At 73.9% G+C, this 23,148-nt stretch carries 19 protein-coding genes; 13 read left to right on the forward strand and 6 right to left on the reverse strand.

Features of this window, described 5'->3' with window-relative positions:
* Entirely contained in the window at window positions 1–2,070 is a 2,070-nt protein-coding gene (locus ACIWVC_RS13840) for a UvrD-helicase domain-containing protein (protein WP_396454196.1), read from the forward strand.
* On the opposite strand, the gene ACIWVC_RS13845 is transcribed toward ACIWVC_RS13840, so the two are convergent.
* Together ACIWVC_RS13845 and ACIWVC_RS13850 are read right to left on the reverse strand one after the other, a co-directional pair.
* Window positions 2,048–3,559 carry a protein kinase gene (locus ACIWVC_RS13845; RefSeq protein ID WP_396447713.1) on the reverse strand — a complete coding sequence of 504 codons (1,512 nt, stop codon included), beginning with the start codon at window positions 3,557–3,559 and terminating at the stop codon, window positions 2,048–2,050. The genes ACIWVC_RS13840 and ACIWVC_RS13845 overlap by 23 nt on opposite strands.
* Window positions 3,560–3,664: 105 nt before the next feature.
* Window positions 3,665–5,662 (reverse strand): N-6 DNA methylase, encoded by a 1,998-nt coding sequence (locus ACIWVC_RS13850; RefSeq protein WP_396447715.1) that lies wholly within the window; start codon window positions 5,660–5,662, stop codon window positions 3,665–3,667.
* A 206-nt stretch (window positions 5,663–5,868) separates the two neighbouring features.
* On the opposite strand from ACIWVC_RS13850, the gene ACIWVC_RS13855 reads away from it, so the two are divergent.
* The 4 genes from ACIWVC_RS13855 (at window position 5,869) to ACIWVC_RS13870 (ending at window position 9,114) form a co-directional block, all read left to right on the forward strand.
* Window positions 5,869–6,735, forward strand: coding sequence for a ribonuclease HI (locus tag ACIWVC_RS13855; RefSeq protein ID WP_396447716.1), 867 nt, complete (start codon window positions 5,869–5,871; stop codon window positions 6,733–6,735).
* 116 nt (window positions 6,736–6,851) lie between these two features.
* Window positions 6,852–7,361 (forward strand): hypothetical protein, encoded by a 510-nt coding sequence (locus ACIWVC_RS13860; RefSeq protein WP_396447717.1) that lies wholly within the window; start codon window positions 6,852–6,854, stop codon window positions 7,359–7,361.
* Between the two features lie 242 nt (window positions 7,362–7,603).
* Complete coding sequence (locus tag ACIWVC_RS13865; RefSeq protein ID WP_396454197.1) at window positions 7,604–8,278, forward strand: hypothetical protein; 675 nt, start codon at window positions 7,604–7,606, stop codon at window positions 8,276–8,278.
* Window positions 8,275–9,114: a hypothetical protein gene (locus ACIWVC_RS13870; protein WP_396447720.1), complete on the forward strand. Its 840-nt coding sequence runs from the start codon at window positions 8,275–8,277 to the stop codon at window positions 9,112–9,114. Before ACIWVC_RS13865 ends, ACIWVC_RS13870 begins: the two co-directional genes overlap by 4 nt.
* Before the next feature lie 159 nt (window positions 9,115–9,273).
* Here ACIWVC_RS13870 and ACIWVC_RS13875 read toward each other — a convergent pair whose 3' ends face one another.
* From ACIWVC_RS13875 to ACIWVC_RS13885, 3 genes are all read right to left on the reverse strand, one after another.
* Window positions 9,274–10,311 carry a hypothetical protein gene (locus tag ACIWVC_RS13875; protein ID WP_396447721.1) on the reverse strand — a complete coding sequence of 346 codons (1,038 nt, stop codon included), beginning with the start codon at window positions 10,309–10,311 and terminating at the stop codon, window positions 9,274–9,276.
* Window positions 10,312–10,405: 94 nt separating this feature from the next.
* Window positions 10,406–11,905: a serine/threonine-protein kinase gene (locus ACIWVC_RS13880; RefSeq protein WP_396447723.1), complete on the reverse strand. Its 1,500-nt coding sequence runs from the start codon at window positions 11,903–11,905 to the stop codon at window positions 10,406–10,408.
* 214 nt (window positions 11,906–12,119) lie between these two features.
* Window positions 12,120–12,545: a limonene-1,2-epoxide hydrolase family protein gene (locus tag ACIWVC_RS13885; RefSeq protein ID WP_396447724.1), complete on the reverse strand. Its 426-nt coding sequence runs from the start codon at window positions 12,543–12,545 to the stop codon at window positions 12,120–12,122.
* 50 nt (window positions 12,546–12,595) lie between these two features.
* Here ACIWVC_RS13885 and ACIWVC_RS13890 point away from each other — a divergent pair, with 50 nt between their 5' ends.
* The 7 genes from ACIWVC_RS13890 (at window position 12,596) to ACIWVC_RS13920 (ending at window position 20,969) form a co-directional block, all read left to right on the forward strand.
* Window positions 12,596–15,691, forward strand: a complete 3,096-nt coding sequence (locus ACIWVC_RS13890) for a BTAD domain-containing putative transcriptional regulator (RefSeq protein ID WP_396454198.1) — start codon at window positions 12,596–12,598, stop codon at window positions 15,689–15,691.
* A gap of 66 nt (window positions 15,692–15,757) precedes the next feature.
* The gene (locus ACIWVC_RS13895) at window positions 15,758–17,314 is read left to right on the forward strand and encodes an MFS transporter (RefSeq protein ID WP_396454199.1); all 1,557 of its coding nucleotides are present in this window, start codon (window positions 15,758–15,760) and stop codon (window positions 17,312–17,314) included.
* A 105-nt stretch (window positions 17,315–17,419) separates the two neighbouring features.
* Window positions 17,420–18,349 (forward strand): SPFH domain-containing protein, encoded by a 930-nt coding sequence (locus ACIWVC_RS13900; RefSeq protein WP_396454200.1) that lies wholly within the window; start codon window positions 17,420–17,422, stop codon window positions 18,347–18,349.
* 10 nt (window positions 18,350–18,359) lie between these two features.
* The gene (locus ACIWVC_RS13905) at window positions 18,360–18,626 is read left to right on the forward strand and encodes a hypothetical protein (protein ID WP_396447728.1); all 267 of its coding nucleotides are present in this window, start codon (window positions 18,360–18,362) and stop codon (window positions 18,624–18,626) included.
* A gap of 2 nt (window positions 18,627–18,628) precedes the next feature.
* Window positions 18,629–19,255: a GPP34 family phosphoprotein gene (locus ACIWVC_RS13910; protein ID WP_396447729.1), complete on the forward strand. Its 627-nt coding sequence runs from the start codon at window positions 18,629–18,631 to the stop codon at window positions 19,253–19,255.
* 107 nt (window positions 19,256–19,362) lie between these two features.
* Window positions 19,363–20,052, forward strand: coding sequence for a lysophospholipid acyltransferase family protein (locus ACIWVC_RS13915; protein ID WP_396447730.1), 690 nt, complete (start codon window positions 19,363–19,365; stop codon window positions 20,050–20,052).
* Window positions 20,053–20,123: 71 nt separating this feature from the next.
* Window positions 20,124–20,969 carry an ATP-binding protein gene (locus ACIWVC_RS13920; protein WP_396447731.1) on the forward strand — a complete coding sequence of 282 codons (846 nt, stop codon included), beginning with the start codon at window positions 20,124–20,126 and terminating at the stop codon, window positions 20,967–20,969.
* Between the two features lie 70 nt (window positions 20,970–21,039).
* On the opposite strand, the gene ACIWVC_RS13925 is transcribed toward ACIWVC_RS13920, so the two are convergent.
* Window positions 21,040–22,458, reverse strand: a complete 1,419-nt coding sequence (locus ACIWVC_RS13925; RefSeq protein ID WP_396454201.1) for an MFS transporter — start codon at window positions 22,456–22,458, stop codon at window positions 21,040–21,042.
* Between the two features lie 110 nt (window positions 22,459–22,568).
* Between ACIWVC_RS13925 and ACIWVC_RS13930 the strand changes: the two genes are divergently transcribed.
* On the forward strand, window positions 22,569–23,147 hold the full coding sequence (locus ACIWVC_RS13930; RefSeq protein WP_396447733.1) for a TetR-like C-terminal domain-containing protein: 579 nt from the start codon (window positions 22,569–22,571) through the stop codon (window positions 23,145–23,147).
* Window position 23,148 lies beyond the last annotated feature (1 nt).

Raw genomic sequence — 23,148 nt, forward strand, 5'->3', positions numbered from 1 at the left:
GTGGCTCAGCTTGCTATTGCGGATTCGTTCATGCCGCAGTACGCCAAGTTGGAGCCGAAAGTGCGCAAGGGCGTGGAGGCGGCGATCGCGAAGTTCGCCGAGCACACCCATGCGGGGCTGCACCTGGAGAAGCTCAACAACGCCAAGGACCCGCGGATCCGGACGATCCGGATCGACCAGTTCTGGCGCGGGGTGGTGCTGGCGCCGGAGAAGGGCGACGTGTACTGCCTGCTCGCCGTGATGGCGCATGACGACGCGATCGCGTGGGCGAGGAGCCGGAAGTTCTCGGTCAACCAGGCGATCGGCGTGCTGGAGGTGCGGGACCAGGTCGCGATCGAGGAGATGTCGCCGGCGCTGGAGAAGGTCGCGGAGGGGACGAACTACCGGCTGCTGGGCCATGTGTTCGACAGAGATCTGGTGCGGCTCGGGATCGATGAGGAGCTGATCCCGGTCGTCAAGCTGCTGACCGAAGAGGCCCATCTGCAGGCGATGGAGAAACTGCTTCCCGAGCCGCAGTACATCGCTCTGCTGGCGCTGGCGCAGGGCATGAACGTGCAGCAGGCGTGGGAAGAGGTCGCGCAGTGCCTGCCGGTGGAGGAAAAGCCGGCGGCCGTCGATCCCGACGACCTGGTCACCGCGATGCGCAGGACGCCGGGCAAGGTCGTCTTCGTCAACGGGCCCGAAGAACTGCGCGAGGTGCTGGCCCATCCTTTCGACACTTGGCGGATTTTCCTGCATCCGGTGCAGAGCCGCGTGGCGCTCCGGGCCTCGTACAGCGGGCCGGCCCAGGTGACCGGTGGGGCCGGTACGGGGAAGACCGTCACGGCATTGCACCGGGCGAAGTTCCTCGCGTCCAAAGGCGGGCGCGTTCTGCTGACCACGTTCACGCGGAACCTGGCGGAGGCGCTGGAGAAGCAGCTTGGGCTGCTCGTGGACGATCCGGAGGTGCGGGAACGGATTCACGTGAAGAACGTGGACTCCGTTTCCTACGGAATCGTGGGGCGGCATCACAAGCCCGTCATCGCCGGTCCGGACGTGCTCGACCCGCTGTGGGAGGAGGCGGCGGACGGGACGCCGTTCTCGCCGTCCTTCCTCGACCGGGAATGGGAGCAGATCATCCTCGCTCAGGAGATCGAGAGCGAGGAGGGCTACCTCGCGTGCACGCGGACGGGGCGCGGCGTCCCGCTGGGGAAGGCGCAGCGGTCGGTGGTGTGGCGGGCGGTCCGGCACGTGGTGGACGGGCTCGCCGCGGAAGGGAAGTCGACATTCCCGCAGCTCGCCAACGAGGCGGCGGATCTGGTGGAGGGGCCCGAGTACGACCATGTGATCGTCGACGAGGCCCAGGACATCCACCCCACGCAGTGGCGGCTGCTGCGCCGGCTGGTGCCCGTGGGGCCGGACGACCTGTTCGTCGTCGGGGACCCGCACCAGCGGATCTACGACAGCCACGTCTCGCTGACGAGCCTCGGCATCAACGTGCGCGGCCGCAGCACGAAACTGAAGATCAACTATCGGACCACGCAGGAGATCCTCGCCTGGTCGGTGCCGCTCCTGGGGCTCTCACCGGCCCAGGGCCTCGATGACTCCGCGGACACGCTGGACGGGTACCGCTCCCCCATCCACGGGCGGCGGCCGGTGGTCAGGGCCTACCCGGACGCGGACGCGGAGCTGGACGGGCTCGTCGCGCAGGTCCGGAGCTGGCTCGACGACGGGGTGGAGCCCAGCGCGATCGGGGTCGCGCATCGGTACGGGTGGGTCGTGAAGAAGGCCGTCAAGCGGCTGAAGGAGCAGGGCGTCCCCGCATACCAGGTGCCCAGCAAGTCGGCGGGCGTGCAGGTCGGGACCATGCACCGGATGAAGGGCCTTGAGTTCCGGTGCATCGCCGTCATCGGCGCCGATGAGAACTCGCTTCCCTCGGCGCAGGCGATCACGCCCGAGGACGAGGACCCGAAGGCGCACGCGCAGGACGTCCAGAAGGAGCGGTGCCTGCTGTTCGTGGCGTGCACGCGAGCGCGCGACCATCTCTATGTGTCGTACGCGGGGTCGCCTAGCCCGTTCCTGCCTGGCTGAGGTCGTACAGGAGGGTCCGCAGGCCGACCGCCTGCGGGTGGTCGTCGCCGTACAGGCCGGTTATGTCGGCCAGGAGGTCGGTGAGCTCCTTGTGGGCCTCGTCCGTGCGGCCCGCGGCCAGCTTCAGGCGGGCCACGCGTTCGCGGATGCGCAGGGTCAGGGCGTCGTAGGGGCTGCCCGGGGAGACGTCGTCCAGGAGTTCCTGCAGGTGGGCGAGGGCGGTGTCGGTTGCGCCGAGGTGGGCCTGGCTGACCGCCTCCTGTTCGCGGCAGTTCAGCACCTGCGGGTCGTCCGGCCCGTAGAACTCCGACAGGGTCACGGCGGCGGCGCGGTAGGCGTAGACGGCGCGGCGGTAGTCACCGCCCTGGAAGAGGGCCTCTGCGAGATCCAGGCGGAGACCCATGTACTCGGGGTCGTCCTCCCCCAGGGCCAGGCGAGCGGGTTCGGTCAGGCCGGACAGGAGTTCCGCCGCCTGGGTGTAGCGGCCCTCCTCCGCCAGGTCGCCTGCTTCCGCGCGCGCTTGGACGACCTCGTCGAACGTGGGCAGTTCCACCGGTTCTTCGGGACGGGCCACGGGTGCCGTGCCGGTGATCCGGATGCGGCTGACGGCGGTCGAGTAAAGGTGCGGCGGGACGAACGTGTCCACGATTCCCGGCAGCGGCTCCAGGGACGAGACGAACTCCAGGAGGCGGTGGTATACCTCGTCGGCGTTGGCCGGGCGGTCGCCCGGCTGCTTGGCGAGGAGCTGCATGACGAGGGCGTCGAGCGCGGGCGGAACGTCCGGGCGCAGGACGCGCAGCGAGGTCGGAGGCTCCTCCTCATGGCGGCGCAGCACCTCGTAGGGCGTCTTCCCGGGGAAGACCTGGCGGCCGGACAGCATCTCGTAGAGGACGCAGCCGAGCGAGTACAGGTCGCTCTGCGGGCTGGGGCTGCCGTACACCTGCTCCATGGCCGTGTACCCGGGCGTGTAGGGGGCGCCGAGGCCGGTGGTGGTGCGGCGTACATCGCCTGGCCCGAGACCCACCGCCGCACCGAAATCGAGGACTTTGACCGATCCGTCCGGGCACAGCATCAGGTTGCTGGGCTTGAGGTCCCGGTGCACGAGAGGACGCTGGTGCGCGACGTTCAGCACCGCGCACACCTGGGCGGCTATCAGCGACGCCCACGAGACGGAGAGGCGCTCCTCGGCGTCCAGGACGTGGTCGACGGTCGTGCCCTCGACGTACTGCATCACCAGGTAGAAGCATCCGTCGTGGCTGCCGAAGTCGTACACGGTCGGGACGCCCGGATGCTCGAACCAGGCCGTGCTGCGGGCCTCCTGCTCGAACCGGCCGACGAGCGACTCGTCGGACACGCGGGTGAACTTGACGGCCAGGCGCCGGTCGAGGAAGCGGTCGTAGGCGCGCCACACCTCGCCCATCCCGCCGCGCCCGATCGCCTGATCGAGCTCGTACCGTTCGCGTTCTCCGAGGAGATCGCCCCGTCGCAACGCCCACCTCCACTTGCCCGTGCAGGCAGCGTACCGGCGTCGCCCGGCGGGCGGCGGGCGCCCGCGGAAGCGGCCCGAACCGCCGTGCGGCGCGGCGGCGGCGCGTCAGCCGGACGGGCGGAGCGTCCCGGCGCCGAGCCCTTCGAGGCCGAGGCGCAGGACGTCGGCGCCGAGGCGGGACGTCTCCCGGAGGGCGGCCTCGAGCTCGGTGAGCTTGCGGAACGCCCTGCCGAGTTCGACCTGCTCGTCCAGGGTGAGGCGGGGCAGCCGGGCGCGGCGCACGTCGAAGCGCGCGGACGAGGTCGAGCTGCGCAGCGCGGCGCCCCGCGCGCCCAGCAGCAGCCAGCCGGCGATGAAGTCGGGGTCGGTCCGGGACGGTTCCGCGCGCACGAGGGCCAGGCCCGTGCCGAGCACCGCGCCAGGCTCGGTGATCACCCGCGCCACCGGATGGCGTGCGGCGAGCGACACGACGACGTCGCCGCTCTCAAGGCGCACATGGTCGTCGTCCGGTGCGGCCCTCCCCGAGGGTTCCCGCCCTGCCGCGAGGTCGTCCAGGGTGAGGACGGGCACGTTCCCCCCGCCCATCCGCACCTTGGCGGGGGGCCGGAGAACCTGCAGCACACCTGCCTTGGCCAGTTCACCCACCGTCGTCATGGGGACGTCGGCCGGCGCGGAGGTCTGCACTAGGGACGACAACTCTGCGGCCACTCGCGGCAGCTCCGCGACCTTCTTCTCCAGGATGTCGCGCGCGGCGACGAACGAGCCCTCGCCCCTGGGCGCGCTCCGCTGCGGCAGGTAGCGGGCGGGGGTCAGGTCGACCTCGTCGTCCAGCAGGTCGATGATGCGCACGACGACACCGGAGTCGGCGTTGACGGGCTTGCCCTTCTCGTAGCGGCGCCACGCGTCCAGGGCCGTCTTGCGGAAGTTCTCGGGGTCGGCCGAAGTGTCGACCATCAGGACATCGTCCGCCGGGGTGTCCCCGGGGGACGGACGGCGGAGAACCCACACCGCCAAGGCGACCGCCATGTTCGGCACCGCGCCCGGGGGCAGGCCGATGACGGCACGCAGCGTCCCGCGGCGGAGCAGTTCGGAACGGACACGGCGTCCGGAACGACGGTTCGCGACAGCCGGGGGCATGAGCAGGACGACATGGCCCCCTGGCTCGACGTGGGCGAGACCGTGCTGGAGCCACGCCAGTTCGGATTCCATGCGCGGCGGGAGCCCGTACTCCCAGCGCGGGTCGCCGGTCAGCTGCTCGTAGCCCCATCCCCGGTCGTTGAAGGGCGGGTTGGAGACGACAAGGTCGACCGTCCGTCCGGGGAAGGCGTCGGCGAGGAGGGAGTCTCCGGCGCAGACCTCGGCCGGGGCGCCGCGCAGCGCGAGCTGTATCGCGGACATGCGCGCGGTCGTGTCGTCGATCTCCTGCCCGAGGAGCCGCTCGGCGTCCTTGAACATCTCCTGGGCGGCCTTGAGGTACGTGCCCGTCCCGCAGGCGGGGTCGAGCACCGTGCGCGCGGGGCCGCCGAGTTCGAGCATCAGCCGCACGACCGGTTCCGGCGTCAGGTACACGCGGCGGCTGTGGTGCTCCAGGTAGCGGGTGCGCAGGAACTCGAACGTCTCGGCGACGCCCAGCTCGTCCACGAGCTGGGACAGGGCGCGGACCAGCGGGGCGGACGAGGGCGGCGCCAGGCCGGCCCCGGCCGGCCCCCGGACGGTCTCGGGCAGCGCGCGGACGGCTTCGGGCAGGGCGGCGGCGACCTCGTCGTCCGGTGCGTCCGCCAGGCCGGCCCAGCGGCCGGGCTCGGTGCGGAGCCGCAGCAGGAAAGCGCCGGCGAAGGTGAGGACGTCGGCGAGCTCCATGTCCCCCGAGGCGGCGGCGCGGAGGGTCTGCCAGACGCGTTCGCGGACGGGCGAGTCGGCCAGCTTCCCCTGCCCGCGGAGCCACTCCTCCACCTCGGCGAGGGAGAACGTCGGGCTGACCGCCGTCCCGCCGACGGGCTGCGGGAAGTCGTCGTGGCGGCGGCGCCAGTTGCTCACGGCCGCGCGGCCGACCGCGGCCAGGCGGGCGATGTCCGCCGCGGTCACCGTCGCATCGTTCGACACCAGCACTCCCATCAGCCGACGTGCACGATGACCTCACCCTAGCGCCTATCACGCCGGTTGATCTGGTTCACGTCACCCGTGACCGGCATCTCCGACCTCACTTCCGCGCGCATAAATTCTTGGGTTGATTGCGTTCACAGGCTCTCGTGTGGTTTGCTGTGTACAGAAGTTCCGCTTCCCCCTGATCAGAGCGGAGTTGATGAGCGATGCACGTCCCGACGATGCCGCTGCGGGAGTTCGACGACGCGCAGCGCGAGGCGCCGCCCGGCCTCGCCGCGCGGACGCAGCGTTTACGGGCCTGCGCGACGCGGGCCGGAATGTGCGCGTGCTGCGGGGTGGCCAGGCGGCTGCTGTGGCTGTGCTTCGCCGCCGTCCGGAACGGCGACGACCGCATCGCGGAGATGCTCGCCGCCGAGGCCGAGCACTACGTCGACGCGGGAGAGCACCACCCGGGCTGCCCGCACCTGCCGCCGCGTCCGCGCGGGGGCCGGACGCCGGTGGAGGGGCGGGTGCCCGGGTGGCCCGGGGACGGGCTCGTCGCCGCGACCGACGCGAGCTGGAAGCGCGGCGCCTGCGGGATCGGCTACGTCGTCAGCGACGGCCGGTGGGGCATGCGCGGCTGGGCGTCCGGCCCGCAGGACCCGACCGGCCCCAGCAGGGTGCTGGTCGGCGAGCTGCGGGCGGTGGGCCTGCTGCTCGACCGGATCGGGGACGGCCCGGAGCTGAGGCTGCTGCTCGACAGCCTCCCGGCGCTGCGCTTCCTGCGGGCCTGGCGGCGCGGCGACACCGGGCTGATGCCGGCCGGCTACGACCTGCGCGACCGCCCCGCCGGCCCGCCGTCCCTCGTCCGGCTGGCCCGCCGCGTCGCCGGGCGCCCCGGGCTGGCGTTCGCGCACGTCAAAGGGCACTCCGGGCATCCGCTCAACGAGACCGCCGACTCCCTCGCATCCATCGCCCGCCGCAACGTCACCGAGCCGTTCGACATCCGCCCCCGCGCCGAGGGCCTCGTCGAGGCGTTCCTGCGCGCGTGGCACGACGCCCCTCGCGACGCCCCCGGCGGGATCGCCGCCTGACCTCCGGAGAACCAGATGACCCAGCCATACGCGGCCGCGCCCGAGGCGATCGGGCCGCACGACCCGGTGCGGTCCGGCGGCTCCGTCCCCGGCGACCGCTGACCCGGGGACGCGACATGCGCGCCACCGTCGTCTTCGCCGGACGCGACGAGATCGCCGGCCGCCTCCGCGACAACGTCGTGGAGGCGGCCCGCGCCGTGCTGGACGGGCACCCGGAACCGGCGGTCCGGGACCTCCTCCTGGCCGGCGGCGGGCGGTTCCCGCTCGCCCACGTCCTGGGGACGGCCGACGCGGGCGCGGCGGAACTGATCGGCTCGGCGGTCCGGGCCGTCCACCGGCTGGCCCGGGAAGCGGGCACCGGGGACCCGGAGGCGTACGTCCGCCGCTCCCCGGTGACCGCCCGGATCGTCGACGCCCTCCTCGACGCCCTCCGCGACCGCTTCCTCCTCCTGGACGAGGGCGACCTGCACCGCGACCCGTCCGGCTGGCCCGAGTCGTGGACCTGGGAGACCCGCGACCAGGCCAGGTTCGACCGGGTCCTGGCCCGGTTCACCGGCGACGACCCCGCACACCGCGGCCGCCTCTTCACCCCGCTCGTGAAGTTCATCGAGACGTCCACTCCCTGAAGGAGCCCGAGCTTCCGAGCGAGCGGGGGATTCCGGGCAGTTCCCGACGGCCTGCCGCCCGGCGCACTGCCCCGCGTCTTTCCGCGCGGACCCATGAATTAGTCATTTCTGCGGCGACTCTCAACATGAGTCGATTCTTGATCGTGCCCGCGAAAAGTCCTGGCCAAGGCCGGGGTGGCGGCTCATCGCCGCGGGTACCGACCGAAATGAATCGACGCAATTCCCAAATAGAGAGGACAGCCATGCCCGGCGAGGAACAATATTCTCGTGAATCACTGCCGCCACCCGGCCTGTTCAGTGCCGAGGTCCCCAATTTCGGGCCGGTCGTCGATCCGCCATTCGTCGACGTCCCGGAATTCAGCCGGTACCTTCACCCGGCCGACCGCACACCCGTCGAGTTCGAGACGCTCGAACCCAGAATTCCGGACGAAAGCCGCCATCGGGCGGCGGACCTGGCGCTCGCCTCCGAAAGGGTCGCCGCGAAATTGCGGGACAAGCGCTACGAGATCCTGGACATCGGAACGCGGGCGAAGGACCGCGAAACCGACCACCCGCTGGTGATCATCTACGACTACACCGACGACGCCGTCGTGGAGGTCGAGGTCGATCCCGTGCGCAGGGCGGTGCAGGACGTCCGCGTCGAGCGCTACCAGCCGCCGGTGACCGACTCCGAGCTGAGCGACGCGCTGGACCTCGTGCGCGAGCACGGCGTCCTGTCCGAGGCCGGGATCGACATCGCCACCGGCGTGGGGCTGATCGTCGAGGACGTGAACGCGCAGAGCCCGCGCCACGGGCACCGGCTCGTCGACGTGCGCTTCGGGCCCGCGGACCGCTACGTGCCCACCGCCTTCGCCATCGTCGACCTGAGCGCGCGCGAGGTCGTCAAGGCCGGCCTGATCACGGAGTCGGCCTCATGACCGTCTACGGCCGGGTCAGCTGGCCTCCCGAGGCCCCCAAGTGGACGTTCCTGTGGGAGCTCGTGGACGGCGACACCGAGGCCATCGCCTTCCGGGACGTGTACTTCAAGGGGATCAAGGTCCTCCACAAGGCGAGCCTGCCGATGATCCGCGTCCACTACGACTCCGGCGCGGGCCCCTACAAGGACCAGCTCGGCATCGGGAACATGCGGGTGCCGGTCAAGGTGTACGAGCACGTGCAGTCGGGCCACCGCCACCTGGTCGTGGAGAGCTACCACGTCATCAGCAGGTACCACATCGTCAACCGGTGGTTCTTCCGCGACGACGGGCTCATCCAGCCGCAGCTGCACAGCGCGGGCCTGCAGCACAACGCCACCCACCAGCACCACGTCTACTGGCGGTTCGACTTCGACATCGGCGGAGCGTCCAACAACCTGCCGCTGGAGCACGACCCCGGCCAGACCACGAACTGGGGCTACGGCCCCGGCTGGAGACCGATCCGGGGCGAGGAGGCGTTCTGGTTCTGGAACCGGTCGTGGGCCGTGATCAACAAGCAGTCCGGCCTCGGCTACCTCCTCAACCGCGGGGAGTTCGACGGCAAGAGCGACTCCTTCGGCCGGATCGAGGGCGCCGCGGTCGCCTACCGCGCCTCCGAGGACCTCAAGGGACGCCTGGGATCCCGCTTCGACGACGAGATCTACCAGCACGTCACGGGCGAGTCGGTGGACGGGAAGGACGTGGTGCTCTGGTACGTCGCGCACCTGCAGCACATCTACCACGGCCCCGAGTTCGAGTGGCACGTCTGCGGCCCTCTTCTCTGGCCGCTCCGCTACTGATGCCGGCGGAGGCGCCGCGTGCGCTCCCGTCCCTGACCTGACCACGCGTCCGGCGGGCGCAGCCGGGCCTCGCGCCCTCTCGCCCGCCGGCACCCCCTGCCGATCGCCCACGCCCGCCGCCTCGCAACTCACGAAGGCGAACGGCCCGGCCTTGAGGGGTCAGGAGGCGTTGGTCATGGTCAGGGGGCCGCCGCCCGGGGCGGTGCCCACGGCGACCATGGCGCCGTTCGTGCCGGAGACAGGGGCGAGGTCGAAGCCGCCTCGGTTGCGGGAGCCCGTGCCCGTCTGGGCGGGCATGGGGGTTGACTGCCAGGTCTCGCCGTCGAAGCGGTAGAAGACGGCGCCCGGCTCGGTCGGGTCGGAGCCGGTCCACAGGGAGCCGTCGTCGCCGACGCGGTAGCCGATGTGGGCGGAAGGCGGTTTCGGTATGGCGGTCCAGGCGCCGCCGGTGCGGAGCATGAGGTCGTCCTTGCCGGGGCCGCTGAGCAGGACGGTGCCGGGGCCCGCGGTCACAAGGTCGGTGTAGCCCTCGGGGACGTCCGGGACCTCCCAGGAGTCACCGTCCCATCGGACGATGGCGGGACGGAAGGGGCCGAGGACGCTGCCGGCCGCCCAGAGCTCCGTGTCGCTCACCGTGTAGACCGCGTGGACGAACACGCCGGTGTCGTAGGTGGTCCAGGTGCCGTTCCGCCATCTCGCGAGGCAGCCGTTGCTCACCCAGACGCCGTCGTCGACGGCCTCCACCTGGATGTAGTGGGAGCTTTCGCAAGCCTCGGGGAGCTGGATCTGCGACCAGCGGGATCCGTCCCAGTGGGCCAGATAGCCCCCGCCGCCCTTGGCTCCGGACAGCCAGACGTTCCCGGGGAGCGCGTCGATGTCCACGGGCTCCAGGTTCCACACGCCGGGCGGGTTGCGGTTCTGCCAGGAGGAACCGTTCCACTGGCGGACGATCGCGTTGGAGCTGCAGATGGTGCCCGCTCCGAAGCCCGGCCACGACCAGTCCACGCAGGCGTGGCCTTCGAAGCCGGCCGCCCAGATGTCCTGCGGGCCGGGCGCGGTGACGCCGGTCAGGCCGCTCTCGGGCCAGAGGCGGGGCGGGGGCTCCGTCGTCCGCCACGGGCGTTCGGCCGCGTCGGCGGGGGCGGCCAGGCCGGTGAGGAGGACGGCGACGGCTCCGAGCATCCATGCGCGTCTCATGTCCGGCATGGTCCCGCAAACCCGGGCGCCGTTACTTGTATCAACCGTGACAGGAAATACTGGCAAGTTTGCGTTATCGTGCGGGGTTCGCGTCCTAGAAGGTGCAGTCGGGGATGTCGGGGACGGGCTGGTCGCGCCAGGTCGGCGAGACCGAGGAGGCCGGGTACCAGCCCCAGCCCTGGTTCCGGTAGCGGTCGTCGCCCTGGGTGTAGAGCCAGGTGGTCCCGGTGCCCTCGGGGTTCGCGGCGCCCTCGGTCTGGCACACGAACCAGTTGGTGGACGACCGCAGGTAGCCGGTGCGCGTCCCGGCCGCGGGTTCGAGGAAGATCGGCCCCTGCTTCGCGGTGCGGCAGGACCAGGTGTCGAAGCTGCGGCCCTCCGGATCGGTCACCTGCCGCCCTTCGAACGAGCAGCGCTGCGCCGCGGGCGTCCGGCCCGCCGCCGGGGACGAGGGGGCGGACGGGGCGGACGGGCCGCCGCCGCGATTCGACGCGATGAGCAGGCCGGTGACCAGGGTGGCGGCGAGGCCCAGCGCGCCGATGCCCACCCAGAGCGGCCATGTCCTGCGGGCGGGCGGCACCGCGGCGGGGGCGGGCGGGTACGGGCCGGGGGCGTACCCGGGCGGCGGGGCGGGGGCGTACCCGGGCGGCGGGGCGGGAGCGTACTCGGGGGCGTACGCGGGCGGTGCGGCCGCGGTGTGCCCGGCGGGCGGCATGGTCGTCGTGGCCTCGGCCCGGTATTCGTCGACCATCCGGGTCGCCGGGGCGGGCAGCCATTCGCCGATCGGGCCGGCCGCGCCGTCCTGCCCGGTCCGCGCCAGCACCTCGGCGGGCGAGGGGCGGGCGGCGGGGTCCTTCGCCAGGCAGGAGGACACGATGTCGCGCAGCCCCGACGGCAGCTCGGACACGTCCGGCATCTCGTGGACGACCCGGTACAGCAGGGTGTGGGCGGGGCCGTCGCCGAACGGGCGGACGCCGGCCGCGTGGCACAGGACCGCGCCCAGCGCGAAGACGTCCGCGGGCGGGCCGACGTCCTCGCCCCGGACGTGCTCGGGGGCCATGAACCCGGGCGTGCCGACCGAGCCGCCCGGCACCGTGAGCGCGGTGCCCTCCAGCGCCTGCGCGATCCCGAAGTCGATGACGCGGGGCCCGTCCGAGGCGAGCAGGATGTTGGACGGCTTCAGGTCGCGGTGCACCAGGCCCGCGGCGTGGATCGCCTCCAGCGCCTCGGCGAGGCCCGCGGCGAGGACGCGCAGCGACCGTTCCGGAAGGGCGCCGTGCTCGGCGACGACGGCGGCGAGGGACGGCCCCGGCACGTAGGCGGTGACGAGCCACGGCGGGTCGGCGGACAGGTCGATCTCCACCACCTGCGCGGTGTGGAAGCCGCCGACCCTGCGGGCCGCCTCCGCCTCGCGGGCGAACCGGTCGCGGAACTGCGCGTCGGCGGCCAGTTCGGGGCGGATGACCTTCACCGCCACCGCACGCCCGCCCGGCGAGTAGCCGAGGAACACCTCGCCCATGCCGCCGGACCCGAGGCGCCCCGCAAGCCGGTAGCGGCCGATCGCCTGCGGATCTGCCGGACGCAGCGGCTCCATCTCTTCCCGACCCTCCCGAGTCCCGCCCGCGGGCGGCCCGCCCACCCCGGTTTCCCTGGACGGCACCATAACGCTCGCGGGCCGTCGCCACCCGGCCGTCGGCCGGCGGAGCGGCGCGGGCCCGGCGGCCGGACCCGCGCGGCCGGTCGGACGGCGGCCTGCGGAAGATCGTCCGGGGCCCCGGCCGGCGCGGCCGGAAGCGGACGGCGGCGCGTCAGCGGGGGCTGGTGCGCGGGCGGGGTGAGAGGGCGGAGAGGAGGACGCCGCCGAGGCCCTTCGCGCTCGCGGCGAGGAAGGTCGTCCAGTCGAAGTAGTCGCGCCAGAGGGTGATGCGGCCGTCGTGCACCTCGAAGGTGCCGCAGACCCAGAACTCGGCGCGCCAGGAGCCCCTCTCCAGCACGTCGGTGCGTTCGGTGAGGACGACGGGCCCGTTCGCGGCGATGTTGCGGACCCGGGCCTCGAAGCCGGTGCCGTAGCGGGCCATGCCGCGCAGGGTCTTCTCGACGGCGGGCAGGCCGCGGGCGGGCGGCAGCGGGACGTTCTGGTAGACCATGCCGGGCGCGGCGTAGGTCAGGGCCCGGTCGATGTCGAGGTCTTCGAGCGCGGAGAGGAAGTCGGTGACGGTCTGGATTTCGGTCATGGCGCTCCTCCGGGGTCGGAGACACCACGGTAGTGCGGGAGAATCCGGGCATGCGGTTCGGCATCCTGGGAGCGGTCGAGGTCCGGCGCGGCGGCGAGGCCGTGCCGGTGGGCGGGCCCGCGGTGCGGGCGCTGCTGGCCATGCTGCTGCTGGACGCGGGGCGGATCGTCCCGGCCGAGCGGCTCATCGACGGCCTCTACGGGGATGACCCGCCGAGCGGCGCGGCGAACGCGCTGCAGTCGCAGGTGTCGCGGCTGCGGCGGAGCCTCGGGGACGCGGCGCCGGTGGAGGGCCTGGCCGCCGGGTACCGGATCGGCGTCGAGCGCGACGATGTGGACGCGCACCGGTTCGAGCGGCTCGCCGGCGAAGCGCGGCGCGCCGCGACCCCGGAGGCGGCGGCCGCGCTGTTCGAGGAGGCGCTCGGGCTGTGGCGCGGCCCCGCGCTCGCCGACGTGAGCGCGCCGTTCGCGGCGGGGCAGGCGGCGCGGCTGGAGGAGGAGCGGGCCGCGGCCGTGGAGGGCCTCGCCGAGGCGCGGCTGCGGGCGGGCGACCCCGAGGCCGCGGTCGCGCCGCTGCGCGGCCTGGTGGACGCGCAGCCGCTGCGGGAGCGGGCGCGGGCGCTGCTGATGCGCGCGCTGCACGGCGGCGGGCGGCAGGCGGAGGCGCTCGCGGTGTTCGAGGACGGGCGGCGGGTGCTCGCCGACGAGCTGGGCGCCGACCCGTCGAAGGAGCTCGCCGAGGTGCATCTGAGCATCCTGCGCGGCGAGACCGGGCCCGAGCCGGTCAGGCCGAACCTGCCGGCGCAGCTCACCAGCTTCGTCGGGCGGGACGAGGAGCTGCGCCGCGTCCGGAAGATGCTCGCGGAGGGGCGGCTCGTCACGCTGCTCGGCCCCGGCGGCGCGGGCAAGACGCGGCTGGCGATCGAGGCGGCGGGCCGGGAGGACGGCGAGGTCTGCTTCGTCGACCTGGCGCCGGTCGTCGCGGACGAGGTCCCGAAGGCGCTGCTCGGCGCGCTCGGGCTGCGCGAGGGCGGCATGCTGCCCGTGTCCGGCGAGACCTCGCCGGACACGGTGGAACGGCTGGTCACGGCGCTGGACGGGCGGCGCGTGCTGCTCGTCCTGGACAACTGCGAGCACGTGGTGGCGCCCGTCGCGCGGATCGCGCACCGGCTGCTGAGCGCGTGCCCGCGGCTGCGGGTGCTGGCGACGAGCCGGGAGGCGCTCGCGATCACCGGCGAGGCGCTGCGCCCGCTGCCGCCGCTGGAGCTGCCGCCCGACGGCACGCCGGCCGCGGAGACGCAGGCGTATCCGGCGGTGCGGCTGTTCCTGGACCGGGCCGAGGCGGTGCGCCCCGGGTTCGCGGTGGACGAGGGCAACGCCGGCGCCGTCCTGCGGATCTGCCGGGCGCTGGACGGGCTGCCGCTGGCGATCGAGCTGGCGGCGGCGCGGCTGCGGTCGCTGCCGGTCGCCGAGGTCGCGACGCGGCTGGACGACCGGTTCCGGCTGCTGTCGCGCGGGAACCGGGCGGCGGCGCCGCGCCACCAGACGCTGCGCGCCGTCGTCGAGTGGAGCTGGGACCTGCTGGACGAGGCGGAGCGGACCCTCGCCCGGCGGCTGACGGTGTTCTCCGGCGGGCTCACGCTGGACGCGGCCGTGGGCGTCTGCGGCCTGGACGACGCCGACGAGCCGCTGGTCGAGCTGGCCGACAAATCGCTCCTGCAGAGCGACGGCACCCGGTACCGGATGCTGGACACGGTCCGGGCGTTCTGCGCGGAGCGGCTCGACGAGGCCGGGGAGCGGGAGAGGTTCGAGCGCGCCCACGCGGAGTACTTCGCCGGCCTGGCCCGCCGCGCCGACCCGCACCTGCGCGGCGCCGAGCAGCTCGAATGGCTCGACCTGCTCGCCGCCGACCACGGGAACCTGCACGCGGCGCTGCGGTGGGCGGTGCGGGCCGACCGCGCGCTCGCGCTCCGGATGATCGCGGACCTGTCGTGGTACTGGTGGCTGCGCGGGCGGGTGGAGGGCGCGGCGCTGGCCGCCGAGCTGCTGGAGGCCGTCGGCGCCGACCCGCCGGAGGGGCTGGACGAGGAGTACGTCCTGTGCGCGACCAACGCGGTGTCCGGCGGCGTCACGGGCGAGCGCGCGGTCGCGTGGCTCGACCGGGCCGCGGCGCTGCTGCGCGGCATCGACCGGCAGGTGCGGTACCCGGCGGTGGTCGTCATGTGGGCGCTCACCGCGGGGCCGGACCGCACCGACGCCGCGATGTTCGCCCGGCAGGTCGGGGACGACCCGTGGACGCGCGCGCTGGTCCGGATGAGCGACGGGTTCGTCGCCCAGTTCGCCGGCGACATCGCCGCGACGGAGGAGGCGTGCGCCGAGGCGCTGCGGGGGTTCCGGGCCTGCGGCGACCGGTGGGGCATCGCCAACGCGCTCGACACCCTCTCCCAGGCGGCCGGCTGGCGCGGCGACCACGCCCGCGCGATCGCGCTGCTGGACGAGGCGCTGGAGCTCGTCGGCGAGCTGGGCGCGCTGGAGGACACCGCCGACCTGCTGTACCAGCGGGCGCACGTGCTGATCCGCGGCGGGGACCCGGAGGCGGCGCGGGCCGGGTTCGAGCGCGGCATCGAGCTGGGCCGGCGGGCGGGCACCCCCGACAAGGTCGCCGCCGGCTACCAGGGGCTCGGCGACGCGGCGCGGCTGCTCGGGGACGCCGCGCAGGCGCGCCGGCTGTACGAGACGGCGCTGACCGGCTACGCCTCGGAGCGGTTCATCGCCGTCGCGGCGCGCGGCGCGGTGCTGATCGGGCTGGCCTGGCTGGCGATCGCCGAGAACGACACCGGGCGGGCCCGCGGCCTGCTCCGCGAGGCGCTGGAGGGCTCGTTCGACCACCCGCTGTTCCTCTACCAGACGAACGCGGCGACCGCGCTGGCCGGGGTGGCGGCCGCGGAGGGGGACGGGGAGCGCGCGGCGCTGCTGCTCGGCGCCGCGAAGGCGCTGCGCGGCATCCAGGTCGCGGGCGACGCCGACGCCGAGCGGGTCGCGGCGGACGCCCGCGCGCTGCTCGGCGGCGCCGCCTACGAGCGGGCCTTCGCCGAGGGCGCGGCGCTCCCCCGCGACCGGGCCCGCGCCCTGCTGACCGACTCCTGACGGCGCCGGTCCGCGCGGTCAGCGGACGGTGCGGGAACGGTCAGCGCCGCCCGCGACCGTTGGGGCATGAACACCTCGACCCGTGAGAACACGCACCCCCGCAAGTGGAGCACGTTCGCGATCTGCCTGCTGGTCGCGCTCGTCCCGAACATCGACCTGACCGCGCTGAACCAGGCCGTCCCGCACCTGAGCCGGGACCTGGACCCCTCGGCCACCCAGATCCTGTGGATCGCCGACGCCTACGGGTTCGCGCTCGCCGGCCTGCTGATCACCATGGGCGGGATCGGCGACCGGATCGGGCACAAGCGGCTGCTGCTGATCGGCACGGCGGTGTTCGCCGCCGCGTCCGCGCTGACCGCGTACGCGCCGAGCGCCGAGCTGCTGATCGCGGCCCGCGCGCTGCTCGGCGTCGCGGGCGCGACGCTGATGCCGTCGTGCCTGTCGCTGATCCGCCGGGCGTTCACCGTGCCGAAGGAGCGCACGGCGGCGGTCGGCGCGTTCATGGGCATCGCCGGCCTCGCCGTCGGCCTCGGCCCCGTCCTGGCCGGCGCGCTGCTGGACCACTTCTGGTGGGGCTCGGTCTTCCTGATCAACGTGCCGATCATGGCGGTGGCGCTCGTCGCCGGCGCGGCGCTGCTGCCGGAGTCGCGCAACCCGGCGCCCGGCCGGCTGGACCTGCCGAGCGTGCCGCTGTCGGTCCTCGGCGTGCTCGGCGCGGTGTACGCGATCAAGGAGGCCGCCGCGCACGGCCTGGACGAGACCCGCGTCTACCTCTCGCTGGCGGCCGGCCTCGCCGCGCTGGCCGCGTTCCTCGTCCGGCAGGGCCGGGTGGCCGAGCCGCTGATCGACGTCCGGCTGTTCCGCCGCGCCGCGTTCACCGGGTCCGTCGGCACCAACATGTTCGCGATGTTCACCCTGGTCGCCCAGTCGCTGATCTTCTCGCTGTTCTTCCAGCTGGCGCTCGGCTGGTCGCCGCTGAAGGCGGGCCTGGCCGGGCTGCCCGGCGCGGCCGGCGCGATGGTCGGCGGCGCCGCGCTCGCCCCGCCGCTGATCGCCGCGCTCGGCCGCGCCCGCGTCGTCGCGCTGGGCATGGTGCTGTCCGCCGGCGGCTTCTCCGTCTTCACGGTGGTCGGCCTGCACACCTCGTACTGGACGATGCTCCCGGCGATGCTGCTGTCCGGCGCCGGGATGGGGATGGCGATGACGGTCACCGGCGACACCGTGCTCGCGTCCGTCCCGAAGGAGCGGTCGGGCGCCGCGTCCGCGATCTCCGAGACGGCGACCGAGCTGGGCGGCGCGCTCGGCATGGCGGTCCTCGGCAGCGTGCTGAACGCGGTGTACCGCAACGTCCTGGAGCTGCCCGCCGGGACGCCCGCCCCGGCCGCGTCCGCCGCGCGCGACTCGCTGAGCGGCGCCCTCCAGGCCGCCGCGCGGCTCCCTCAGGAACTGGCCGCGCAGGTCGGCGACGCGGCGCGCGGCGCCTTCGTGGACGGCATGCACGCCGCCCTGATGTGCAGCGCCGGGTTCGCCGCGCTGGTCGCCGTCTTCGCGCCGGTGACGCTGCGCAACGTCCCGAAGGACATCGCGGACGCCGAAGAGCCCGAGCTCGTCCCCGCGCCCTGACCCCGCCCCCTGACCGCACGCCCTGCACGGACCGCCGCCCTCCTCCCGGGGATGGAAAATGTGATATCACTTTGCTAGATTAGTGATAACCAGGAGGAGGGCGACATGACGGACACGGGGGCCATGGGCTCGGGGGCCAAGGTGGAGATGCCGCGGCCGAAGATCGAGGAGCGGCCGGCCCGGGACCGCGGCGGATGGACGATGCTCGGCGTCGGCCTGCTCTGGATCGCGGTCGGCTGCGCGGCGATCGCCGTGGGGATCGTCGCGGGCGGCGGCGCCGCCATCGCGACCGGGGGCACGGTGGGCGGGCTGCTGGCGCTGGCCGGCCTGGTCGTCCTGGCCGGGCTGACCCCCGTCGCGCCCGGCGAGGCGCGGGTGCTGCAGCTGCTCGGCCGGTACTCCGGGACGGTCCGCACCGACGGCCTGCGCTGGGTGAACCCGCTGACCGAGCGGCGCCGGGTGTCCACCCGGATCCGCAACCACGAGACCGGCCTCGCCAAGGTCAACGACCTGGACGGGAACCCGATCGAGATCTCCGCCGTGGTGGTGTGGCAGGTCGCCGACACCGCGCGGGCCGTGTTCGAGGTCGACGACTTCGTGGAGTTCGTGGCGTTCCAGACGGAGGCGGCCGTCCGGCACATCGCGGGCAGCTTCCCCTACGACGCCGCCGACCGGACCTCCCTGCGCGACAACGCCGACGAGATCACCGCGCAGCTGTCGGACGAGCTGGCGCAGCGCGTCGCGTCCGCCGGGGTCGTGATCATCGAGTCGCGGATCACCCGGCTGGCCTACGCGCCGGAGATCGCGCAGGCGATGCTGCGCCGGCAGCAGGCGGGCGCGGTCGTGGCGGCGCGGCAGCGGATCGTGGAGGGCGCGGTCGGCATGGTGCAGCTCGCGCTCGACCGGCTGGACGAGGAGAACGTGGTCGACCTGGACGAGGAGCGCAAGGCGGCGATGGTCAGCAACCTGCTGGTCGTGCTGTGCGCCGACCGGGACGCCCAGCCGGTGGTCAACACCGGCACCCTCTACCAGTAGCCCGGAACCAGTGGCGGAACGCAAGAAGATCCTGCTGCGGCTCGATCCGGCCGTCCACGACGCGCTGGCCAGGTGGGCGGGGGACGAGCTGCGCAGCACCAACGCGCAGATCGAGTTCCTGCTCCGGCAGGCGCTCGCCGACGCGGGCCGGATGCCCCGGTCGGCGGGACGGATGCGAGGGCCCGGCCGCCCGCGCAAGGCGGAGCGCGCCGCGGACGTGGACGAGAACGAGGACGAAGACGAGGACGACCCGCCGGCCGGCGGGGGCGAGGACTAGCCATGGTCGATGTTCCGGAGTCGCTGCCGGCGCGCATGTACCTGCTGGCGTACGACCTGAGGAAGCAGCGGATGACCCGGTGCGGCGCGCGGCTCGGCTACGTGCTGCGGGCCGCCGCGCTGACCGAGCTGTACCTGGACGGGCGGCTCGGCGACGAGCGGCGCCGGCCCGTCCCGGGGACGCCGGGCGACGACCCGTACGGCGTGCTGGCGCAGATCGCGGCCTCGCGGCCCCGGTCGTGGCGGCACTGGGTGCGCAAGGACGCCAAGGCGATCGTGCGGACGGTCCAGGACGAGCTGGTGCGGGACGGCTGGATCCGGGTGCGGGGGCGCCGGATCCTGGGCCTGGTCCCGCACCGGGACGTCACCGTGAAGGACCCGCGCGTCGTGAAGACGCTGTGGGGCGGGGCGTCCTCGGCGCTGCGCGGGCGCCCGGTCGCGCACGTGAACAGCTACGACGCGGCGGCGGTGGCGCTGGCGGCGGCGGGCGAGCTGACGTCGGTGCTGCCGGGCGCGGACCGGCGGCGGCACCGCCGCCGGATCGAGGAGCTGACGGCGCGCAGCGGCCCGGCGGCGCCCGCGGTGCGCAAGGTGATCCGGCAGCTCAACGCGGCGGCGGCCGGCGGCTGACCGCGCGGCCGCCCCCGCCAGTGCGGATTCCTACAAGATCCGGGCCTTCCGGTTTGTACCGGGCGCCACCGGCGGCGGGGACGGCGGCGCCCATAGCCTTCTCGGACATGGAACCCGAACGCGTGATCTATCCGCTGCTGAAGCACGTCGTCCTTGGGCCCGCGATGCGCGTCGCGTTCCTTCCGCGGGTGAGCGGGCTGCGGCACGTCCCGCGGATCGGCCCGGTGATCCTCGCCGCGAACCACCTGGCGTTCCTCGACTCGTTCGTGCTGCCGCTGATCGTGCCGCGGCGGGTCCACTTCCTCGGCAAGCATGAGTACTTCACCGGGGCCGGCGCGAAGGGCCGCGCCATGGCGACGTTCTTCCGCAGCGTCGGCGCGATCGCGGTCGACCGGTCCGGCGGGCGGGCGGCATTCGACGCGCTGGACGCCTCGGCGGCGGTGCTGGAGCGCGGCGGCGTGTTCGCGATCCACCCCGAGGGCACCCGCTCCCCCGACGGGCGGCTCTACCGGGGGCGGACGGGCGTCGCGCGGCTGGCGATGCGGACCGGCGCGCCCGTCGTGCCGGTCGCGATCCTCGGCACCGACAAGGTGCAGCCGCGGGGGCGGGCCGTCCCGAAGCCGGGCCGGATCGGGCTGCGCATCGGCCCGCCGATGGACTTCCGCGGCCGGGACGACGGCGTCCCGCGCGGCAAGGCGGCGCGGCAGGTCACCGACGAGATCATGGAGGCGATCCAGGGGCTGTCGGGGCAGGAGTACGTGGACGACTACGCGCCGCGGCCCGCCGACACGGAGTGACATTCCGGACGTCCGGACCATGTTTGAGCCCGACCGAAAGGGCACGACATAAGGGGACGGACGGAGATGACGTGGAAATCAGCCTGGATCTCCAGCTCCCGAGGGACGCCGCCAGCGTCCCGGCGACCCGGAGGCTCCTGGACGCCGCGCTCGCCGCACTCGGGGTCGAGAACCGCATCCGCGACGACATCGAGATGATGCTCACCGAGGCGTGCACCAACGTGATCAAGCACGCCGAGCACGGCGCCGACTACACGGTCCGGGCGGTCATCCAGGGCCGCCGCTGCGTGATCAAGGTGATCGACTCCGGCGCCGGGTTCGACGCCGAGCGGGTGCCGCGGCCGGATCCGTCCGCCGAGCACGGCCGCGGCCTGCTGATCATGCGGTCGCTGGCGGACGACGTCCGGTTCCGCTCGTTCCCCGAGGACGGCGCCCTCGTCTCGCTGGAGAAGCGGCTGACCTACGGGGAGGACAGCCTCGGCGGGCTGCTCACCGCGGGCAGCAGGGTCCCGGTCCTGACCGGGACCGACCCGGGGATGGAGGACTTCGCGGCGCGGCTGTTCGACCTCGCGCGGTCCGGCGACACCCGGCGGCTGGTCGACTTCGTCGAGGCCGGGGTGCCGGTGAACCTCGCCACCGAGCGGGGCGACACGCTGCTCATGCTCGCCGCCTACCACGGCCACCCGGAGACGGTCCGGGCGCTCGCGGCGCGCGGCGCCGACCCCGAGCGGGCGAACGACCGCGGCCAGCGGCCCCTCGCGGGCGCGGTGTTCAAGAAGGAGGCGAAGGTGGTGCGGGCCCTGCTGGACGCGGGCGCCGACCCGCGCGCGGGCTCGCCGTCCGCCCTGGACACGGCGCGGATGTTCGGCAACGCCGAGTTCCTCTCCTGGTTCGAGGAGGCGGCCCCGCCCGCCTGACCCGGCCGCTTGACCCGCCCGCCTGGCCCGGCCGCTTGACCCGCCCGCCTGGCCCGGCCGCCTGACCGGCTCACGGCCGCACCCGCAGGACGAGCACGGCGACCAGCAGCGCGGCGGCGGCGAACCCGGCGCCGGTCGCGAACGCCGCGTCCATGCCGCGCATCGCGTCGCCGCCGGACGCGGCGTGCCCGTGCACGGTGACCATGACCGCCGAGCCCAGCGACGCACCCGACCACAGCATCGTCTGCGCCACCCCCGACGCCGCGCCCGACTGCCCGGGTTCCACGCTCGCCAGGATCGTCGCGTTCAGCGGCAGAATCGCCAGCCCGCCGCCCGCGCCCACCAGCAGGAACGGCACCAGCAGCCCGGTCGCGTAGCCGTCCCCGGGCGAGAGCCGCGACAGCCACAGCAGGCCGCCCGCGACCAGGACCGCGCCCGCGGCGACGAGCGGCCGGGCGCCGGCGCGCGCCATCAGCCGCGGCGCCAGCCGCACGACGGCGAACTGCATCCCCACCATCGGCAGGAACGCGGCGCCCGCGCGCAGCGGCCCGTACCGCAGGACCTGCTGCAGGTACTGGGTGAGGAAGAAGAACGCCCCGAACATCGCCGCCGTCAGGCACAGCTGGACCAGGTAGGACGCGGCGCGGTCGCGCCCGGTCAGCAGCCACAGCGGCATGACGGGCTGCCGGGCGCGGTGCTCGATCGCGGCGAACGCGGCGAGCAGGGCGGCGGCGGCCCCGGACGCGGCGAGCGTCCGCGCGTCGCCCCAGCCGGCCGATCCGGCCCGGATCAGCGCGTACACGAGCGCGGTCATGCCGAGCGTGGAGGCGACCGCGCCGGCGGCGTCGAAGCGGCCGGGCCGGCGGGCGGTCTCCGCGAGGACGCGCGGCGCGGCCAGGAGCAGCGCCAGGCCGATGGGGACGTTGACGAAGAACACCCACCGCCAGGACCCGGCCTCGGTCAGCACTCCCCCGGCGATCATGCCGATCGCGGCGCCGGCGCCGGTCACCGCGGAGAAGACGCTCAGCGCGCGCACACGGGCCTGCCCCTGGAAGCCGGCGGCGATCAGCGCCATCGCGCTGGGCGCGGCGACGGCGGCGGCGACGCCCTGTGCGGCGCGCGCGGCGAGCAGCCAGGCGCCGGTCCCGGCGAACCCGCCGAGCAGGGACGCGGCGGTGAACAGCGCGACCCCGGCGGTGAACGCGCGGCGGCGGCCGAACACGTCCCCGGCGCGCCCGCCGAGGAGCAGCAGCCCGCCGAACGCGAGCATGTAGGCGTTCTGGATCCAGGCGAGGCCGCCGGTCGTCAGGCCGAGGCCCCGCTTCACCTCCGGGAGCGCGATGGTGACGATCGAGGTGTCCAGGCCGATCATGAGCTGGCCGCCGACGATGACGGCGAGGACGATTCCTGGGCGATGATGGGAGGAGGCGGCATCTCCCGGGGCGGCGGGCTCCGGGGGCGCGGCCGTCCGTTCGTTCGACGAGGTCAAGGCGGGACCTTCCCGAGGATTTAAGGAACGGCGACGTACACTATGTGGGGAACCTATCACCGATTCGCCCGAAAGAGAACGGTATCGTTCACTATTTTGGGGAGCGCGTCGTGACCCCGGCCACCCGCCGCCGCGGCGGCGACCTGGAAGCAGCGATCTTCGACGCCGTGTTCGCGCAGCTGGAGACCACCGGCTACCGGAAGCTGACCATGGAGGGCGTCGCGGCCGCCGCCCGCACCGGCAAGGCCGCGCTCTACCGGCGGTGGAAGTCGAAGGACGAGCTGATCACCGACGCGCTCAAGCACGTCCTGCCCGAGCCGCCGACCGCGCCCGACACCGGCAAGGTGCGCGAGGACCTCCTGGCCATCCTCACCTGCACGCGCGACACGCTGGTCGCCTGCCGGGGCGCCGCGTTCAAGGTGCTGAAGGAGGAGACCGAGCAGGGCAAGGGGCTCGTGCACGAGGTCGTCCACGACCGGCTGTCCAAGCCCGTCCGCGACCTGCTCTACGACGCGCTGCTGCGGGCCGCCGAGCGCGGCGAGATCCGCCCCGGCGCGGCGACCCGGCAGATCGCGAACGTCGGCCCGGCCGTGATCGTCTACTACAACCTCGTGGAGGGCGGCCCGCTCGACGACGCCTACGTGGCCTCGGTCGTGGACGAGGTGATGATGCCGCTCATCCGCCCGTGAC

The organism is Actinomadura sp. (assembly GCF_044508335.1).
In the GTDB taxonomy this organism is placed as follows: domain Bacteria; phylum Actinomycetota; class Actinomycetes; order Streptosporangiales; family Streptosporangiaceae; genus Spirillospora.

What these genes read in the sequence shown, in the direction of transcription:
- ACIWVC_RS13880 (WP_396447723.1), bottom strand. Translation starts at nt 11,905, where the DNA reads ATGGAGCCGCTGCGTCCGGCAGATCCGCAGGCGATCGGCCGCTACCGG.
- ACIWVC_RS13910 (WP_396447729.1), top strand. Translation starts at nt 18,629, where the DNA reads ATGGTCGATGTTCCGGAGTCGCTGCCGGCGCGCATGTACCTGCTGGCG.
- ACIWVC_RS13890 (WP_396454198.1), top strand. Translation starts at nt 12,596, where the DNA reads ATGCGGTTCGGCATCCTGGGAGCGGTCGAGGTCCGGCGCGGCGGCGAG.
- ACIWVC_RS13875 (WP_396447721.1), bottom strand. Translation starts at nt 10,311, where the DNA reads ATGAGACGCGCATGGATGCTCGGAGCCGTCGCCGTCCTCCTCACCGGC.
- ACIWVC_RS13900 (WP_396454200.1), top strand. Translation starts at nt 17,420, where the DNA reads ATGACGGACACGGGGGCCATGGGCTCGGGGGCCAAGGTGGAGATGCCG.
- ACIWVC_RS13895 (WP_396454199.1), top strand. Translation starts at nt 15,758, where the DNA reads ATGAACACCTCGACCCGTGAGAACACGCACCCCCGCAAGTGGAGCACG.
- ACIWVC_RS13885 (WP_396447724.1), bottom strand. Translation starts at nt 12,545, where the DNA reads ATGACCGAAATCCAGACCGTCACCGACTTCCTCTCCGCGCTCGAAGAC.
- ACIWVC_RS13855 (WP_396447716.1), top strand. Translation starts at nt 5,869, where the DNA reads ATGCACGTCCCGACGATGCCGCTGCGGGAGTTCGACGACGCGCAGCGC.
- ACIWVC_RS13915 (WP_396447730.1), top strand. Translation starts at nt 19,363, where the DNA reads ATGGAACCCGAACGCGTGATCTATCCGCTGCTGAAGCACGTCGTCCTT.
- ACIWVC_RS13860 (WP_396447717.1), top strand. Translation starts at nt 6,852, where the DNA reads ATGCGCGCCACCGTCGTCTTCGCCGGACGCGACGAGATCGCCGGCCGC.
- ACIWVC_RS13865 (WP_396454197.1), top strand. Translation starts at nt 7,604, where the DNA reads ATGCCCGGCGAGGAACAATATTCTCGTGAATCACTGCCGCCACCCGGC.
- ACIWVC_RS13870 (WP_396447720.1), top strand. Translation starts at nt 8,275, where the DNA reads ATGACCGTCTACGGCCGGGTCAGCTGGCCTCCCGAGGCCCCCAAGTGG.